This is a genomic window from Aliiruegeria sabulilitoris, from assembly GCF_001558155.1.
Taxonomy (GTDB): domain Bacteria; phylum Pseudomonadota; class Alphaproteobacteria; order Rhodobacterales; family Rhodobacteraceae; genus Tropicimonas; species Tropicimonas sabulilitoris.
This window is the reverse complement of the sequence record NZ_LOAS01000001.1, coordinates 109,147-124,397: the sequence shown is the minus strand read 5'-3', so window position 1 is coordinate 124,397 and position 15,251 is coordinate 109,147. Positions and strand designations below refer to the sequence as shown.

General features: G+C 63.3%; 15 protein-coding genes. 7 read left to right on the top strand and 8 right to left on the bottom strand.

Translation table 11 applies throughout. The annotated features are described in order from the left end of the window. Positions 1 to 15 precede the first annotated feature (15 nt). From AX756_RS00535 to AX756_RS00505, 8 genes are all read right to left on the bottom strand, one after another. Positions 16 to 495 (bottom strand): RNA pyrophosphohydrolase, encoded by a 480-nt coding sequence (locus AX756_RS00535; protein ID WP_068308101.1) that lies wholly within the window; start codon positions 493 to 495, stop codon positions 16 to 18. Positions 496 to 661: 166 nt separating this feature from the next. Next, entirely contained in the window at positions 662 to 2,002 is a 1,341-nt protein-coding gene (locus AX756_RS00530; protein ID WP_068307350.1) for a S41 family peptidase, read from the bottom strand. 7 nt (positions 2,003 to 2,009) lie between these two features. Further along, entirely contained in the window at positions 2,010 to 3,131 is a 1,122-nt protein-coding gene (locus tag AX756_RS00525; RefSeq protein WP_068307346.1) for a murein hydrolase activator EnvC family protein, read from the bottom strand. Next, on the bottom strand, positions 3,128 to 4,657 hold the full coding sequence (gene gpmI, locus AX756_RS00520; RefSeq protein ID WP_068307344.1) for a 2,3-bisphosphoglycerate-independent phosphoglycerate mutase: 1,530 nt from the start codon (positions 4,655 to 4,657) through the stop codon (positions 3,128 to 3,130). The genes AX756_RS00525 and gpmI overlap by 4 nt, the downstream gene beginning before the upstream one ends. Before the next feature lie 209 nt (positions 4,658 to 4,866). Further along, positions 4,867 to 5,337 carry a 23S rRNA (pseudouridine(1915)-N(3))-methyltransferase RlmH gene (gene rlmH, locus AX756_RS00515; protein WP_068307340.1) on the bottom strand — a complete coding sequence of 157 codons (471 nt, stop codon included), beginning with the start codon at positions 5,335 to 5,337 and terminating at the stop codon, positions 4,867 to 4,869. Further along, positions 5,337 to 5,714, bottom strand: coding sequence for a ribosome silencing factor (gene rsfS / locus AX756_RS00510; protein ID WP_231700946.1), 378 nt, complete (start codon positions 5,712 to 5,714; stop codon positions 5,337 to 5,339). Before rsfS ends, rlmH begins: the two co-directional genes overlap by 1 nt. A 199-nt stretch (positions 5,715 to 5,913) precedes the next feature. Beyond that, positions 5,914 to 6,168: a hypothetical protein gene (locus AX756_RS25975; protein WP_163887091.1), complete on the bottom strand. Its 255-nt coding sequence runs from the start codon at positions 6,166 to 6,168 to the stop codon at positions 5,914 to 5,916. Then, on the bottom strand, positions 6,165 to 7,490 hold the full coding sequence (locus tag AX756_RS00505) for a mechanosensitive ion channel family protein (protein ID WP_068308095.1): 1,326 nt from the start codon (positions 7,488 to 7,490) through the stop codon (positions 6,165 to 6,167). The genes AX756_RS25975 and AX756_RS00505 overlap by 4 nt, the downstream gene beginning before the upstream one ends. A gap of 245 nt (positions 7,491 to 7,735) precedes the next feature. Here AX756_RS00505 and leuC point away from each other — a divergent pair, with 245 nt between their 5' ends. From leuC to AX756_RS00470, 7 genes are all read left to right on the top strand, one after another. Beyond that, the gene (gene leuC, locus AX756_RS00500; protein ID WP_068307338.1) at positions 7,736 to 9,139 is read left to right on the top strand and encodes a 3-isopropylmalate dehydratase large subunit; all 1,404 of its coding nucleotides are present in this window, start codon (positions 7,736 to 7,738) and stop codon (positions 9,137 to 9,139) included. A 45-nt stretch (positions 9,140 to 9,184) separates the two neighbouring features. Then, complete coding sequence (locus AX756_RS00495; protein WP_068307336.1) at positions 9,185 to 9,709, top strand: HdeD family acid-resistance protein; 525 nt, start codon at positions 9,185 to 9,187, stop codon at positions 9,707 to 9,709. An 84-nt stretch (positions 9,710 to 9,793) separates the two neighbouring features. Beyond that, a complete protein-coding gene (leuD, locus tag AX756_RS00490; protein ID WP_068307334.1) occupies positions 9,794 to 10,399 on the top strand; it encodes a 3-isopropylmalate dehydratase small subunit in 606 nt (201 codons plus the stop codon). Positions 10,400 to 10,860: 461 nt separating this feature from the next. After that, positions 10,861 to 11,703 carry a hypothetical protein gene (locus tag AX756_RS00485; RefSeq protein ID WP_068307333.1) on the top strand — a complete coding sequence of 281 codons (843 nt, stop codon included), beginning with the start codon at positions 10,861 to 10,863 and terminating at the stop codon, positions 11,701 to 11,703. Positions 11,704 to 11,744: 41 nt separating this feature from the next. Beyond that, positions 11,745 to 12,788: an endonuclease/exonuclease/phosphatase family protein gene (locus AX756_RS00480; protein WP_231700944.1), complete on the top strand. Its 1,044-nt coding sequence runs from the start codon at positions 11,745 to 11,747 to the stop codon at positions 12,786 to 12,788. Between the two features lie 131 nt (positions 12,789 to 12,919). Beyond that, positions 12,920 to 14,029: a 3-isopropylmalate dehydrogenase gene (leuB, locus tag AX756_RS00475; protein WP_068307332.1), complete on the top strand. Its 1,110-nt coding sequence runs from the start codon at positions 12,920 to 12,922 to the stop codon at positions 14,027 to 14,029. 193 nt (positions 14,030 to 14,222) lie between these two features. Beyond that, positions 14,223 to 15,203, top strand: coding sequence for a DMT family transporter (locus AX756_RS00470; RefSeq protein ID WP_068307331.1), 981 nt, complete (start codon positions 14,223 to 14,225; stop codon positions 15,201 to 15,203). Positions 15,204 to 15,251 lie beyond the last annotated feature (48 nt).

Here is a 15,251-nt window from a genome sequence, read left to right as displayed (position 1 = left end):
AGGCCTCCGCGCCGCTTAAAGATGTTCCGCGAAGGCTTCCACGACCAGCTCGTAGACAGCACGCTTGAACGGAACGATATTCGCCACCAGCTCCTCGGCCGGAAGCCAACGCCATTCGGAAAATTCCGGATGCGCGGTTTCAATCTGCACCTGGTCGTCGCTCCCAAGAAAACGCAGCAGCATCCATTTCTGCTGCTGCCCGCGATACTTGCCCTTCCAGATCTTGCCGATCAGGTGGTCGGGCAGATCGTAACGCACCCAGTCTTCGGTCTCGGCAACGACCTCGACCAGATCCTCGGTAACCCCGGTTTCCTCCCACAACTCGCGCAATGCCGCGTCGCGCCAGCTCTCACCCTTGTCGATGCCACCTTGCGGCATCTGCCAGGCAGGCACGTCGCTGTCGAGCCGCTGACCGACAAAGACATGACCCTGCGCATTGATCAGCATGACGCCGACACACGGACGATACGGGAGCTTGGCGGAATCCTTGGTCATGGGGGCTTTATCGAAGCGGAAGCGTCCGCAGGCAAGCAGAGACTTTTGCTGGATGATCGGGAAGCCGGTTGCGCTGTTGCCATTCTCGGGAAGCGCCAAATGAAAAGGACCCACGCGATGCGCGGGTCCCTGTCAGGTGCCGCCGGTGCGAAGCCGGTCGACGGTCTTATTGTGCGGGATCGAGCGCGGAGAGGCCCTTGAGGATGTCGATGGCATAGGCCAGCTGGTAGTCCTCCTCGCGAAGCGCCGCGGCGTCCTCGGCCTTCTGGCGCTCTTCCTCGATCTGGCGGCGCTCGTCCTCGGTCAGGCTGTCATTGTCGAGGCTGCCGCGCAGGTCTGCTTCGGAGCGGGAGAAGCGATCGTTTTCTTCCTCTTCGTCCTTCTCTGCATTGGGGTCGCGGCGCGGTTGCTCGACGATGATATCCGGCGAGACGCCGAGTGCCTGGATCGAACGGCCCGATGGCGTGTAGTAGCGCGCCGTGGTCAGGCGCATCGCGCCGTCGCCCTTGAGCGGCATGACCGTCTGCACCGAGCCCTTGCCGAAACTCTTGGTGCCGATGACGATGGCGCGGCGGTGGTCCTGAAGCGCGCCGGCCACGATCTCGGAAGCCGATGCGGAGCCACCATTGATCAGGATGACCATCGGTTTTCCCTCGGCCAGATCCCCTTCGGCGGCGTTGTAACGGTCGCCATCCTGAGGGTCACGGCCGCGGGTGGAAACGATCTCGCCCTTGTCGAGGAAGGCGTCGGAGACCTTGATCGCCTGTGTCAGCAGCCCGCCGGGGTTGTTGCGCAGGTCGAGCACGAAGCCGTTGACCTTGTCCATGCCACCGAGCTCCTCGACCGCCTCGTTCAGGCCGCTTTCGAGGTTCGGATAGGTCTGGTCATTGAAGGTGGTCACGCGCAGGACAACCGTTTCGCCCTGGGTGCGGGTGCGCACGGCAGTAAGCTTGATCGTGTCGCGCACGATCGTAACGTCGAAGGGTTCGTCCACGCCCTCGCGCACGACAGTGATGACGATTTCGGAGCCGACCGGGCCGCGCATCAGGTCCACGGCCTCGTCGAGCGTCAGGCCCAGCACGCTGTCGCCATCGACATGGGTGATGAAGTCGCCCGCTTCGATCCCCGCCTCGTCGGCGGGCGTGTCGTCGATGGGCGAGACGACCTTCACGAAACCCTCTTCCTGCGTCACCTCGATCCCGAGGCCGCCGAAGGAGCCGCGGGTCTGCACCCGCATGTCGTCGGCGTCGTCGGGCGAGAGGTAGCTCGAATGCGGATCGAGCGAGATCAGCATGCCGTTGATCGCGGCCTCAATCAGTTCCTTCTCGTCGACTTCCTCGACATATTGCGCACGGATACGCTCGAAGATGTCCCCGAACAGGTCCAGCTGTTCATAGATCGAACTGTTCTTCTCTGCTTCCTGGGCGAGTAGCGGGCCCGCGACCTGGGTGGTCAGCACCCCGCCGGCCACGATGCCGCCAATCGCGGCCATGACGAACTTCTTCATGCGGTCTTCAATCTCCCTTGGTCGGGGCAAACCATTCTGCCGGATCCACCGGAAGCTCACCCTGTCTCAATTCCATATAAAGCGTTTCGCTTCGCTCAGTGCCACCACCAACTTGGTTTCCGGCGAGAAACTCTTCATCTGCGGCACCGCCCATAAGGCCAAGGGCATCTCCGGCCTGAACGACTCCACCGGGCTTACCATAGACAATTCCCAAGCCGGCAAGCACCAGCAGAATGCCATCCGCAGGCTCAAGAATGATCACGTTTCCGTAGTCGAGCAGCGGACCGACATAGCGGATCGTGCCGTCCCACGGAGCGGTGACAAGCGCGCCGGGGCGCGTGGCAAGCAGCAGTCCGGGGCGCGCGACGCCGGCGGCATCGGCTTCATCGTAGCCGCGCAGAAGAACGGACTGCACCGGGAGGGGCAGGGTGCCTTTCTGGTCCTCGAAACCGGTGACATCGGCGATGCCGGGGCCGATCTGTTTCAGCCCGGTGGCGAAGTCATCCATCGACGCGGCGGTCTGGGTCAGTTGCCGCATCCGCTCCGGATCCGCGGTGAAGCGCATCGGCAGGTCGGTGCGGTCGGCCATGGCCTGGGACAGGGCGGTGCGGGCATCCTGTGCGCCGCGCATCCCGTCCAGAAGCGAGTCGCGGGCACTCTCCTGCAGGGCGCGCAACACGGCGAGTTTCTGCAGCTCCGTGCGCAACGCATCGGCTTCGGCCATGAGTTCCGGGGTGATCTCGCTCATCATCATCCCGGAACGCGCTGTGCCGAGCGGGCCGGAAGGGTGCAGCAGCAGAAGCGGCGCCGGGGAGCCTTCTATCGCGGTGAGCGCGCCCAGCAGGCGGGCGACGTCTTCCTCTCGGGCGGCGAGAACGGCAGTCTGCACGCGTTCCTCGCTTGCGGCCTGGCGCATGCCGGCCCTGAGCGCCGAAAGGCCCTCCTCGTAGGCCTGAACCGTTGCGGTGAGCGCACGGACCCTGTCGCGGGCGCCCTCGGCCGCTTCGAGCGAACGGGCGGCGTCCGCCAATTGGGACGCCGCCCGTTCGGCGAGGTCTGACAGATCTGTCTGGGCGCCTGCCGCACCGGCAAACAACAGCGATGCGGCGAGCAGACAGATCTTCCTCATTTGTCGATCAGGCTCACACCGGTCATCTCGGCGGGCTGCGCAAGACCCATCAGTTCGAGGATCGACGGCGCCACATCGGCCAGCCGGCCGTCATGCAGCTTCGCGCCTTCGGGGCCGTTGAACAGGATCACCGGGACGAGGTTCGTGGTATGGGCGGTGTGCGGGCCACCATCCTCGGCGAACATGGTCTCGCAGTTGCCGTGATCGGCGATCACGATCATCGCGCCGCCAACCTTTTCCAGCGCTTCCGTCACGGCGGCGAGGCCAGTATCGACGGCTTCGCAGGCGGCCTTGGCGGCTTCGAGCGAGCCGGTATGGCCGACCATGTCCGGGTTGGCGTAGTTGGTCACGATCAGGTCGTACCCCTTCTCGATCGCCTCGACGAATTTCGCCGTCACTTCGGGGGCCGACATTTCCGGCTGCAGATCATAGGTGGCGACCTTCGGCGATTTCGGCATGAAGCGATCTTCGCCCTCGTAGGGCGTCTCGACGCCACCGTTGAGGAAGAAGGTCACGTGGGGGTATTTCTCGGTCTCGGCGAGGCGGAACTGCGTCTTGCCCTGTTTGGAGACCCACTCACCCAGCGTGTTGAGGATCTCCTGCGAGGGGAAGATCACGTCCATGTATTCGTTGTGCCGGTCGGAATACTCCACGATGCCACAGATCGCGCCCCATGCGGGCCGGGCGGAGGCGTCGAATTCGGCAAAGTCCGGATCGGCCAGCGCGGCGAGGATCTCGCGGGCACGGTCGGCGCGGAAGTTCAGGAACAGCAGGCCGTCGCCATCCTTGGGCTGGACGTAACCCGCGATCTTGGTGGCGCCGATGAACTCGTCCGTTTCGCCGCGCTCATAGGCAGCTTCGCAGGCTGCTGCACCGGTTTCGGCTTCGAACTCGGCTTTCCCCGAGACGAAGAGATCGAAGCCCTTTTGCACCCGCTCCCAGCGGTTGTCGCGGTCCATGGCCCAGTAGCGGCCAACCACGCCACCGACCTTCGCGCCCTCGGGCAGGTCGGCTTCGAATTTCGCCACCTGTCCGGCGCCCGATTTCGGCGCCACGTCGCGGCCATCGGTCAGCGCGATGATCTGTACCGGAACGCCGGCCTCGGCGATCACGCGGGCGGCTTCCACGATATGGTCCTGGTGCGAGTGCACACCGCCTGGCGAGACGAGGCCGCTCAGATGCGCGGTGCCACCGGTTTGCTTGAGCTTGGCGATAAAGCCCTGCAGGGCTTCCTTCTTGGCGAAGGAGCCATCCTCGATGGAGAGGTCGATCTGGCCGAGATCCATGGCGACGACGCGGCCCGCGCCGATATTGGTGTGACCGACTTCAGAGTTGCCCATCTGGCCGGTCGGCAGGCCGACATCGTTGCCGAAGGTGATCAGCGTTGCAGTTGGGCAGCTCGACATCATCTTGTCGAAGGTGGGGGTGTTGGCGAGGACCGGCGAGTTGCCCTCTTCTTCCGGCGGCTTGGTGCCAATGCCCCAGCCATCGAGGATGCACAGAACGACAGGTTTGGGAATGCTCATCGGGAGGTCTCCTTGGTTGCCGCTTTCCTAGTGCTGTTAGCGCCTGAATGGAACAGATAGAGCGCCGCAGGGCGGGCAATTCGCTGTTTCGTGGCGTGCATGGCTGGGGGTGCGTTTCGCGTGCAAACGATCGTCCCGTGGGAAGATCGCGCCTCCGGCAGGCGTATTTCGGTCAACGAGAAGATGTTTCTCGTCATCGCTGTGGACCGTTACACCCGGTGATACGGCGCGCCGGCGAGGATCGAGACCGCGCGGTAGATCTGTTCCGACAGCATCACCCGGGCCAGCATATGCGGCCAGACCATCTTGCCGAAGGAGAGCGCCATGTCGGCGTGTCTGACAAAGGCGGGGTCGAGCCCGTCTGCGCCGCCGATCACGAAGGCGAGATCCTGGCTACCCGTGTCGCGCCAAGACGCGATGCGGCTTGCGAAGTCGGGAGAGGAGAGGAGCTTGCCGCGTTCGTCCAAGGCAACAATCGTTGCGCCCCTTGGCAGGGCCTTGTCCAGGAGGGCGGCCTCGCCGGCCTTCGATCCGCCCTTGCGCTCGTCGATCTCGATCACGGAGACCGACGAGATCCCGAGCGGACGGCCGCTGCGTTCCGCGCGCTGGCGGTAATCCGAAATCAGCTCCGCCTCGGGGCCTGACCGCAAGCGGCCGACGGCCACGATATGAAGGCGCATCAGGTTTGCGAGCCAGCCTTGCCGGTGCTGCCCACGGACTGCCACATCTTTTCGAGTTGGTAGAACTCGCGCACTTCGGGCCTGAAGACATGGACGATCACGTCGCCCGCGTCGATCAGCACCCAGTCGCCGGCATCCTTGCCCTCGACCTTGGAAATGACTCCGAAATCGGCCTTTAGCCGCTCGACGAGCTTGTCCGAGATCGCCGCGACCTGACGGGACGAGCGGCCCGAGCAGACGACCATGTGGTCGGCCATCTCCGACTTGCCGCGCAGGCCGATCGTGACCACGTCCTCGGCCTTGTCTTCGGCGAGAGAGGACAGAATGCGTTCCAGAAGCGCGGACGCGTCTGCAGATTCGAACTCGGATGGCATCATGGACGCCTCTTCTGCCGCCGTTTGCGTGGCGGCCTCCGCATGGTGAGACAGGACATTATCCTCCTTGCTATTCGCCGCCAAAGCCCCGGCGTCGGGCTCGTCTCCACGATAGCACTGCTTTGGTGACGTCTCAACGACGGCGCCAATTCTGTGCGAAATCGTGCTGGAAACGCCTCTCTGAGGCGCAAAAACACTCATTTCAGCGGATTTCCGAGGCGAAACTGACCTGAATCGCTTCTGTCGCCGGTTGCTCCCCATGGGCAGCACCCGCTTCAAAGGCGATGGCCGCCAGCAGCAGGGCGGAGATCAGACCGATATGAACATTACTATAGACCCGACGCATCGGATGCCTCTCATTCCTTAGTATTTCGGGAAGACAAAGGGGCATAAAGACGTTTGAGGCGAAGAAATCAAGGCCCGCGACAGCCTGACGCAGAAAAACCTGTGTGATCAATCGACCGGCTGGACCGGTTTTTCATCTGGAAGCATGCGCAGATCGCGGCGCGGGAAGGGAATGCTGATCCCGGCTTCCTTGAACGCATCCCAGAGCGCGAGGAAGACATCGCCGCGTACATTCGTCAGCCCCTTCGTCGGATCGGTGATCCAGAAACGGAGGACGTAATCGACCGAACTGTCGCCGAAACCGGTGATGTGGCAGACGGGGCTCTTGCTCGACAGCACGCGCGGAACGCTCCTGGCGGCCGCGATGGCGGTGCGGCGGACAAGGTAGGGATCGTCCGCGTAGTCGGTGCCGAAATGGATATCGAGCCGGACGAACTCGTCGGAATGGCTCCAGTTGACGACCTGACTGGTGATCAGGTCCTCGTTCGGGATCAGGTATTCGCGCCCGTCGCGGGTGACCACGGAGACGTAGCGGGCGCCGAGCGACTGGATCCAGCCGAAGGTGTCGCCGAGCGAGATGACGTCGCCCGGTTTCACCGATTGGTCCATCAGGATGATGGCACCGGAGACGATGTTGGAGACGATCTTCTGCAGGCCAAAGCCGATGCCGACGCCAATGGCCCCGGACAGCACGGTGAACCCGGACGGATCGAACCCGACCGCGCGCAACCCCAGGAAGACCGCCGAGACATAGAGAAAGGCCTGCAGCAGCTTGGAGAGCAACTCGCCCATGCTCGGGGAGATGTCTTCATTGCCCCGCAGGCTGCGGGCCCCGGCGCGTGACAGGACCCGGGCTATGAACAGAAGCGCACCAGTGATTGCGACCGCCTGGAGCACGTTCAGAAGCGAAAGCCGGAAATCCTGGATCTCGATGGAGAGCGAATCCAGCAGATTCGCGGTTTCCTCGAGCAACCCGGTGAAATGCAGGGTCGCGAAGATCCACGCTCCCCAGTTCACTATGCGCCGCATTAACGGGTTGGTGATGAAGCGGGTCGTGATCCCGATCACCAGCCAAGCGAAGGCGATCGTTCCGGCCACAACGATCATGTAGCTTCGGGATGGGAACAGCCCCATCACATCGCGCATGACGAAGACGGTCAGCCAGCACAAAAGGCAGAAGGTGATGAGCGCCACACGCCGCTGCAGCATGACGAACATGCGCAACTGCGTCTTGCTGCGTCCTTCCAGTTGTCGGATCCGGTCACGGATCCGGTCCGCGAGCAGGATCCGTACCAGTTGGGAGAGCAGAATCAGCCCGGCGATAATGCCCAGTTGCAGCAGCCGAGACGGCAGCAGCAGAAGGCGGCCCGACGTTTCGAGCTGCTGCGCGAAGGTCAGTAGTTCTTCCAGAAAGGCTCGGATATCCTGCTCCATATGGCAGGATTGCCCGCGAAACCGGGCGGAGGCAATGCCCAAGCTCTTGCGATAAGGAGCGAGTGGTTGTAGCGGAATGCGCATGGCAAGGAATTTCGACATGGATGACCACGCGCGCCTGCCATGGCGCTTCCACGGTCTGAAGGCCCGTGTAACCGGCCTCCTATGAGGCGCGCCCGGCGCCGCGTTTCGCGGTGCCCCTTCCCATGTCCAATTCACATACCCGAACCGGGAGAGACCCCCACATGACTGGCAAGACGATTTACGACAAGATCTGGGACGCGCATGTCGCCCACGAAGCCGAGGATGGCACCTGTCTGCTCTATATCGACCGTCACCTCGTGCATGAAGTGACCAGTCCCCAGGCCTTCGAAGGGCTGCGCATGGCCGGCCGCCCCGTCCGCGCGCCGGAGAAGACCATTGCCGTTCCGGACCATAATGTTCCCACGACGCTCGACCGCGAGGAGGGCATCAAGAACGAGGAGAGCCGCATCCAGGTGGACGCGCTCGACACGAACGCCAAGGAATTCGGCATCAATTATTACCCTGTGGACGACATCCGCCAGGGCATCGTCCACATCGTCGGCCCCGAGCAGGGCTGGACGCTGCCGGGCATGACCGTCGTCTGCGGCGATAGCCACACGGCCACCCACGGCGCCTTCGGCGCGCTGGCCCATGGCATCGGCACTTCCGAAGTGGAACACGTTCTGGCCACCCAGACGCTGATCCAGAAGAAGTCCAAGAACATGAAGGTCGAGATCACCGGCAAGCTGAGCCCCGGCGTGACCGCCAAGGACATCACGCTCGCCGTGATCGGCAAGACCGGCACCGCCGGCGGCACCGGCTACGTGATCGAGTATTGCGGCGAGGCGATCCGCGACCTTTCCATGGAAGGCCGCATGACCGTCTGCAACATGGCGATCGAGGGCGGCGCGCGTGCGGGCCTGATCGCGCCGGACGAGACCACCTTCGAATACGTCAAGGGCCGCCCCCATGCGCCGAAAGGTGCCCAGTGGGAAGCCGCGCTCAACTGGTGGAAAACGCTCTACACCGATGACGATGCCGTCTTCGACAAGGTCGTCACGCTCAAGGGCGAGGATATCGCGCCGGTCGTGACCTGGGGTACCTCGCCCGAGGATGTGCTGCCGATCACCAGCGTCGTGCCCAGCCCTGAGGATTTCACCGGTGGCAAGGTCGATGCCGCGCGCCGTTCGCTCGAATACATGGGTCTGAAGCCCGGCACGCCGCTGTCCGAGGTCGCCATTGACGCCGTGTTCATCGGCTCCTGCACCAATGGCCGGATCGAGGACCTGCGCGCTGCGGCCGAGATTGTGAAAGGCAAGAAGATCGCCGAGGGCGTTCGTGGCATGGTCGTTCCGGGCTCCGGTCTCGTGCGTGCGCAGGCCGAGGAAGAAGGCCTGGCCGAGATTTTCGAGGCGGCCGGTTTCGAGTGGCGTCTCGCGGGCTGCTCCATGTGCCTGGCCATGAACCCCGACCAGCTTGCGCCGGGCGAACGCTGCGCCTCGACCTCCAACCGGAACTTCGAAGGCCGCCAGGGCTTCAAGGGCCGCACGCATCTGATGAGCCCCGCCATGGCCGCCGCTGCTGCCATAAATGGAAAGCTGACAGATGTGCGCGAAGTGATGTAGGGTCGCGGGCAATTGGGTAAGCGTGCCGTGTACGAGGTGGGTTTCATGAGCGAATGGGCCAGATGGCTGATGGCAGGACTGCTGTCGATTGCTCTTGGGGCCCTTGCCCTGGGCAACGCCGTGGCGGTGTCCATCGGGATCGTCTGGGTGACGGGCTCGATGCTGTTGCTGGCGGGCGGCGTTCAGATGGTCCTCGGCTTCTCCGACAACGGCCTTGGCAACAAGGCCCTGTCGATGTTGCTTGGATTGCTGATCGCGGTGCTCGGCCTCTCCTTCATGCGCAACCCGCTTGAAGGCACGATGTCCATCACGGCCGTCATTACCCTTGTCATCGCCTTTGCTGGCGTGCTGCGCCTGTTCTGGGCCTTCCGCATGCGACAGACCGGTTACTACTGGATGATGCTGATCTCCGGTTCGCTCTCGATCCTGCTCGCCGGGTTCATCTTGGCGAACTTCCTGCAGACAAGCGAACGACTGCTCGGCATCCTTCTCGGTATCGAGCTGGTCTTCAACGGCGCGGCCCTCTCCGTTCTGGCGCTGTTCCTGCGCGCCCATACGGACGAATATTGATGCAAACCGTGGCCCCGCCGGGCCGCGAAAACCAGATCTGAGCCGCCGGGGGGCACTCCCCGAAGACGGCAAAAGGACGACGAAATGGACAAGTTCACCACTTTGACGGGCATCGCCGCCCCCCTTCCGCTGATCAATGTCGATACCGACATGATCATCCCCAAGCAGTTCCTGAAGACGATCAAGCGCTCCGGGCTTGGCGTGAACCTCTTCGACGAGATGCGCTACGATTCCGATGGTAACGAAGTCGAAGACTTCGTTCTGAACAAGCCGGCCTATCGCGAAGCGAAAATCCTTGTCTCGGGCGACAATTTCGGCTGCGGCTCCTCGCGCGAGCACGCCCCCTGGGCAATCAAGGATTTCGGAATTTCCTGCGTCATCGCGCCGAGCTTCGCCGATATTTTCTTCAACAACTGCTTCAAGAACGGCATCCTGCCGATCGCGCTGCCGCAGGAAGATGTCGACAAGCTGATGGATGACGCCGAGCGCGGCTCCAACGCGGTCATCACGGTCGATCTGGATAGCCAGACCATCACCGGACCGGACGGTGGCGAGATTTCCTTCGAGGTCGATGCGTTCAAGAAGCATTGCCTGCTCAACGGCCTCGACGATATTGGGCTGACGCTGGAAAAGGTTGCTTCCATCGATACGTTCGAGGCGCAGGCCGCACAGTCGCGCCCCTGGGTCTGAGACCGTAACAAGATCTTTGCACGACGCGAGAGAGGGGCCAGGGTGCCCCTCTTTTCTTGTCCAAAGCATCGAGCCGATCCGGCGCATCTCGCAGCGCATCCTCCGACGGCACGATCAAGCCCCAGAAAGTCAAACGAAGTCAGATACTTCTTCTGACGCCAAATATTCCCGCCGGGGTCACGATCCGAAAGGATCGTTCCCAGGGGCCGAACATGCGCGACGTACAACCGCTGCGGCCAGGGAGATGCCTTCATTTGTCCACAAACTTGATGCAAAGGCGCACCATTTCGCCCGCAAATCGGCCCTAAAGGCTTTGTTAACCTAGACTTGGACTTGTGGGGCGGCGGCGAAAGCGGCAAATGTTTCGGAAAAGTTGGGGCATCGCGTCCAATTGGACGCATCCACGCCGGAACAAGGGCACGGCATCGTATCGTGACCGTCCGGGATGGAGGTATCGAGCAGTGTTCTCGAAGCTTACGAGCGCGACAGTGCGGGCGATTCTTGTGGCGGTGGTGATCCTGCTGCCATCTCTGCTTGTGCCGGGGGTGCGGGACGACGCGCCGCAGATCATGGTTTTGATCGCGCTGGCCTGCGCCCTGCTGACATTCTCCGAGTATTCCTCCGTTTATCCCAGCCTGGTCGAGTTCCGGGACGCGCCGCCATTCAACCGTATCCGCTACCTGTCCCTGTTCATGACGCTGTTCTTCCTCTCCGTCCTGGTGCGCGGTCAGACCGACCCCAGCGGGCTGACGATGTTCATGGAGGCGCTTGGCGGACTGGTCGGCGTGGCGCTCGATTTTCCCTACAGCCCTGTCCGGCTCGTCCTGCTGTCGCTGCCGGAAGCGACCCCCGCCGAACAGCTCGTCGCGGTGCGGACTTCCGCCGGGATGGCCTATTTCATCTCGCTGATGGCGATCACCTTTTTCTACCTGATCCTGAAGTTGAAGAACTGGCCTTCTCGGTCCGGCGCCTTCAACGTCTGGATCAACTTGCCCACGTTCGACCCGACCGCCGGTGGCGATGTGGTGGACCGGCTCAACCGGGATGCGCGCGTTAACCTTGCCTTAGGGTTTCTTCTGCCATTCCTGATCCCGGCGATCGGCAAGGCCGCGACTTCGCTCTTCGGTCAGGCGGCGATCTCCGAACCGCAGACCTTGATCTGGATGGTGTCGCTATGGGCTTTCCTGCCGCTGAGCCTTTTCATGCGCGGTATCGCCATGTCGCGCGTGGCCGACATGATCACGGAGATGCGCAAGCGGACCTCCGAGCCGATCACCGCGCAACCGCAGGCCTTCGTTACCTGATCGCGGCCGTCCTGCTTGTCGTCCTGACCGTTGGCGCGGCGATGGCCGAGACCGTACGTATTGCGAGCTATTCGCCGGAATTGTCCCGCAAGGGGCCGGGGCTGCTGCTGCGCGATATCCTCAAGAGCGAGGATGAGCAGATCGCCGCCTTCATTTCGGTCGTTGCGGAGCTGTCCCCGGATATCCTTCTGCTGACGGGCTTCGATTACGACGCAGGCAACGTGGCGCTGCGCGCGCTGGCGGAGCACCTCGCTGAGGCTGGCGCCGACTATCCGCATCTTTTCAGCCTGCGCCCAAACAGCGGCATGGCCACGAAGCTCGACATGGACGGCAATGGCCGCACGGGTGAGCCGCGCGATGCGCAGGGCTATGGGCGCTTTTCCGGTCATGGCGGCATGGCTCTTCTGAGCCGTTTTCCCGTCATCGAGGAGGAGGTTCGGGATTTCTCGGCACTCCTGTGGAAGGATCTTCCCGGCGCGCGCCTGCCAGCAACTGGCGGCGTCCCGTTCCCCTCCGAAGAGGCGCTTGCCATCCAGCGCCTGTCGAGCACCGGCCATTGGGTGGTGCCGGTCCGCGGGCCCGGGCGCGCGGCGCTGTCCTTGCTGGCGATGTCGGCCACGCCGCCGGTCTTCGACGGACCGGAAGACCGCAACGGGCTGCGCAATGCCGATGAAACACGCCTCTGGCAGGTCTTTCTGGATGGCGGTCTCGGCGCGCCGGTGCCGCAGGAGGGTTTCGTGATCCTCGGGAACATGAACCTCGATCCAAGCGATGGGGATGGGCGTCGCGAAGCCATTGCGGCGCTGCTTGCCGACCCGCGCCTGCAGGACCCGCAACCGGCAAGCCCCGGTGCACGGGCGGCCGCGGATCCCGTCCATACGGGCGATCCGGGCCTGGATACGGCGGAATGGACGCCCGCGGCCAAGGGGGGCACGGGAAATCTCAGGGTGGATTACGTGCTGCCATCGGTCGATCTGGAGGTTGTGAAAAGCGGCGTTCACTGGCCCGAAGACGAACGGGCGCAGGAGCTGGCGCGGAAGGCCTCCCGCCACCGGATGGTCTGGGTCGACATCCGCATTCCTTGAGAAACGCGCCGAGGGACGGTTTTTCCGCCGTCGCACCGATGTTGCGCCCCCTTGAGCACGGCGTGGTTCTTGATTCCTCGGGGCAGCGCGGGTAACCCCGCCCGGACACATCTTGCAAGGATTTAAGACTCATGAGCACCCCATCCCTCCTGATCCTGCCCGGCGACGGCATCGGCCCCGAAGTCATGACCGAGGTTCGCAAGATCATCGATTGGTACGGCGCCAAGCGCGACCTGCAATTCGACGTCAGCGAAGACCTTGTCGGCGGTATCGCCTATGACAAGCATGGCGTGCCGCTGACCGACGAGACGATGGCCAAGGCGCAGGAGGCCGACGCCGTCCTGCTTGGTGCCGTGGGTGGCCCGCAATATGACGATCTCGACTTCTCGCTGAAGCCCGAGCGCGGCTTGCTGCGCCTGCGCAAGGAGATGGATCTCTTTTCCAACCTGCGCCCGGCGCAATGCTTCGACGCGCTGGCCGATTTCTCCTCGCTCAAGCGCGACGTGGTTGCCGGCCTCGACATCATGATCGTCCGCGAGCTGACCTCCGGCGTCTATTTCGGCGAGCCGCGCGGTGTTTCCGTGAACGCCAATGGCGAGCGCGAGGGCGTGAACACGCAGCGCTACACAGAGAGCGAGATTGCCCGCGTGGCCCGCTCCGCCTTCGAGCTGGCCAAGCGCCGTGGCAACAAGGTCTGCTCGATGGAAAAGGCCAACGTGATGGAATCGGGCGTGCTCTGGCGCGAGGTCGTGCAAGAGGTGCATGACAAGGAATACCCCGAGGTCGAGCTGTCGCACATGTATGCCGACGCCGGCGGGATGCAGCTCTGCCGCTGGCCCAAGCAGTTCGACGTCATCGTAACGGACAACCTCTTTGGCGATTTGCTCTCGGACGTGGCCGCGATGTTGACCGGAAGCTTGGGCATGCTGCCCTCCGCGAGCCTCGGCGCACCGATGGAGAATGGCCGCCCGAAAGCGCTCTACGAACCGGTACACGGCTCCGCGCCGGATATCGCCGGCCAGGGCAAGGCCAACCCGATCGCCTGTATCCTCAGCTTCGCCATGGCGCTGCGCTATTCCTTCGACCAGGGCGCCGAAGCCGACCGGCTCGAAGCCGCGGTGGAGAAGGTGCTGGCCGACGGGCTGCGCACCGCGGACCTGATGGGCCCGGAAGGCGGCACCCCTGTCTCGACCTCCGAGATGGGCGACGCGATCGTCGCCGCGCTTGACGCCTCGCTCTGAGCCGGACATCCGCGCCCTGCGCGGGCAACAGGATTGGGCCCCTCCGATGGATCGGAGGGGCCCTTTTTCGTGGCGGGAACACGCCGAAAGGCGCAAAACCTTCCCAAAAGAGGAAAGCGCCCCCTTTTCACATCGCCGGAACCGCAGTAACGCTGACATTATCCCCGGTAGTACCAGAGTCGGGATCGCTCCCATGCAAAACAATACCAAAGGCGCGCTGACTGCGCTTCTGGCCTTCGGGCTGTTCTCAACGCACGATGTCGTCGTCAAATATCTTGGCGGGACCTACTCGACGTTCCAGATCGTTTTCTTCAGTGTCCTGCTGGGTTTCCCGCTGGCCGCCCTGATGCTGATGCATGACAATACGCCGGGCAATCTGCGTCCGCGCCACCCGTGGTGGACCGCCATTCGCACCGTGGCGGTGATGACCACCGGGGCCTGCGGGTTCTATGCCATTACCACGGTGCCGCTGGCGCAGTTCTACGCGATCATCTTTGCCATGCCGCTCGTGATCACGCTGCTCTCCATCCCGCTTCTGGGAGAGAAGGTCGGCCTGCATCGCGCCGGCGCGGTTCTCGCGGGGCTGGCTGGGGTGTTCATCGTTCTGCGGCCGGGAACGGCCGAGCTTACACTCGGGCACGCCTCGGCCCTCGTTGCCGCCTTCAGCGGCGCGCTGGCCTCGGTCATCGTGCGCAAGGTCGGCCACGAGGAGCGCAGTGTCGTGTTGCTGCTCTATCCGATGGTGGCCAACGTGATCGTGATGGGGGCGATCCTGCCCTTCGTCTATGTTCCCTTGTCCGGTATCGACCTCGCCGCGCAGGCGGTGATTGCCGTGCTCGCCTTCGGCGCCACTCTCGGGGTGATCGCCGCCTACAAGGCCGGCGAGGCAGTCATCGTCGCGCCCATGCAATATTCCCAGATCATTTGGGCAACCTTCTATGGCATGATTCTGTTTGGCGAGAGCCCCGACATGGCGACGGTGATCGGGGCCGGCGTGATCATCGGCAGCGGCATATATATCCTCATGCGGGAGGGCCGCAAACACAGCACGTCCAACCGCCCGGTTCTGCGGACGCGGACACGCCACGAGACAGGAACCTTTCTGCGGGCAGGATCTTTCCTGCGGCGCAAGGCCGATATGACCAAAAAAAATGGGAACGGACCAAAAGGATGACCGACAACCCTTGCCATTCCCGGGCAGGTTCTGTAATCGCCTGCGTCA

Bases quoted from the DNA above. Each gene is read 5' to 3' on its own strand.
- AX756_RS00535 (WP_068308101.1), bottom strand. From the start codon at position 495: ATGACCAAGGATTCCGCCAAGCTCCCGTATCGTCCGTGTGTCGGCGTC.
- AX756_RS00530 (WP_068307350.1), bottom strand. From the start codon at position 2,002: ATGAAGAAGTTCGTCATGGCCGCGATTGGCGGCATCGTGGCCGGCGGG.
- AX756_RS00525 (WP_068307346.1), bottom strand. From the start codon at position 3,131: ATGAGGAAGATCTGTCTGCTCGCCGCATCGCTGTTGTTTGCCGGTGCG.
- gpmI (WP_068307344.1), bottom strand. From the start codon at position 4,657: ATGAGCATTCCCAAACCTGTCGTTCTGTGCATCCTCGATGGCTGGGGC.
- rlmH (WP_068307340.1), bottom strand. From the start codon at position 5,337: ATGCGCCTTCATATCGTGGCCGTCGGCCGCTTGCGGTCAGGCCCCGAG.
- rsfS (WP_231700946.1), bottom strand. From the start codon at position 5,714: ATGATGCCATCCGAGTTCGAATCTGCAGACGCGTCCGCGCTTCTGGAA.
- AX756_RS00505 (WP_068308095.1), bottom strand. From the start codon at position 7,490: ATGGAGCAGGATATCCGAGCCTTTCTGGAAGAACTACTGACCTTCGCG.
- leuC (WP_068307338.1), top strand. From the start codon at position 7,736: ATGACTGGCAAGACGATTTACGACAAGATCTGGGACGCGCATGTCGCC.
- AX756_RS00495 (WP_068307336.1), top strand. From the start codon at position 9,185: ATGAGCGAATGGGCCAGATGGCTGATGGCAGGACTGCTGTCGATTGCT.
- leuD (WP_068307334.1), top strand. From the start codon at position 9,794: ATGGACAAGTTCACCACTTTGACGGGCATCGCCGCCCCCCTTCCGCTG.
- AX756_RS00480 (WP_231700944.1), top strand. From the start codon at position 11,745: ATGGCCGAGACCGTACGTATTGCGAGCTATTCGCCGGAATTGTCCCGC.
- leuB (WP_068307332.1), top strand. From the start codon at position 12,920: ATGAGCACCCCATCCCTCCTGATCCTGCCCGGCGACGGCATCGGCCCC.
- AX756_RS00470 (WP_068307331.1), top strand. From the start codon at position 14,223: ATGCAAAACAATACCAAAGGCGCGCTGACTGCGCTTCTGGCCTTCGGG.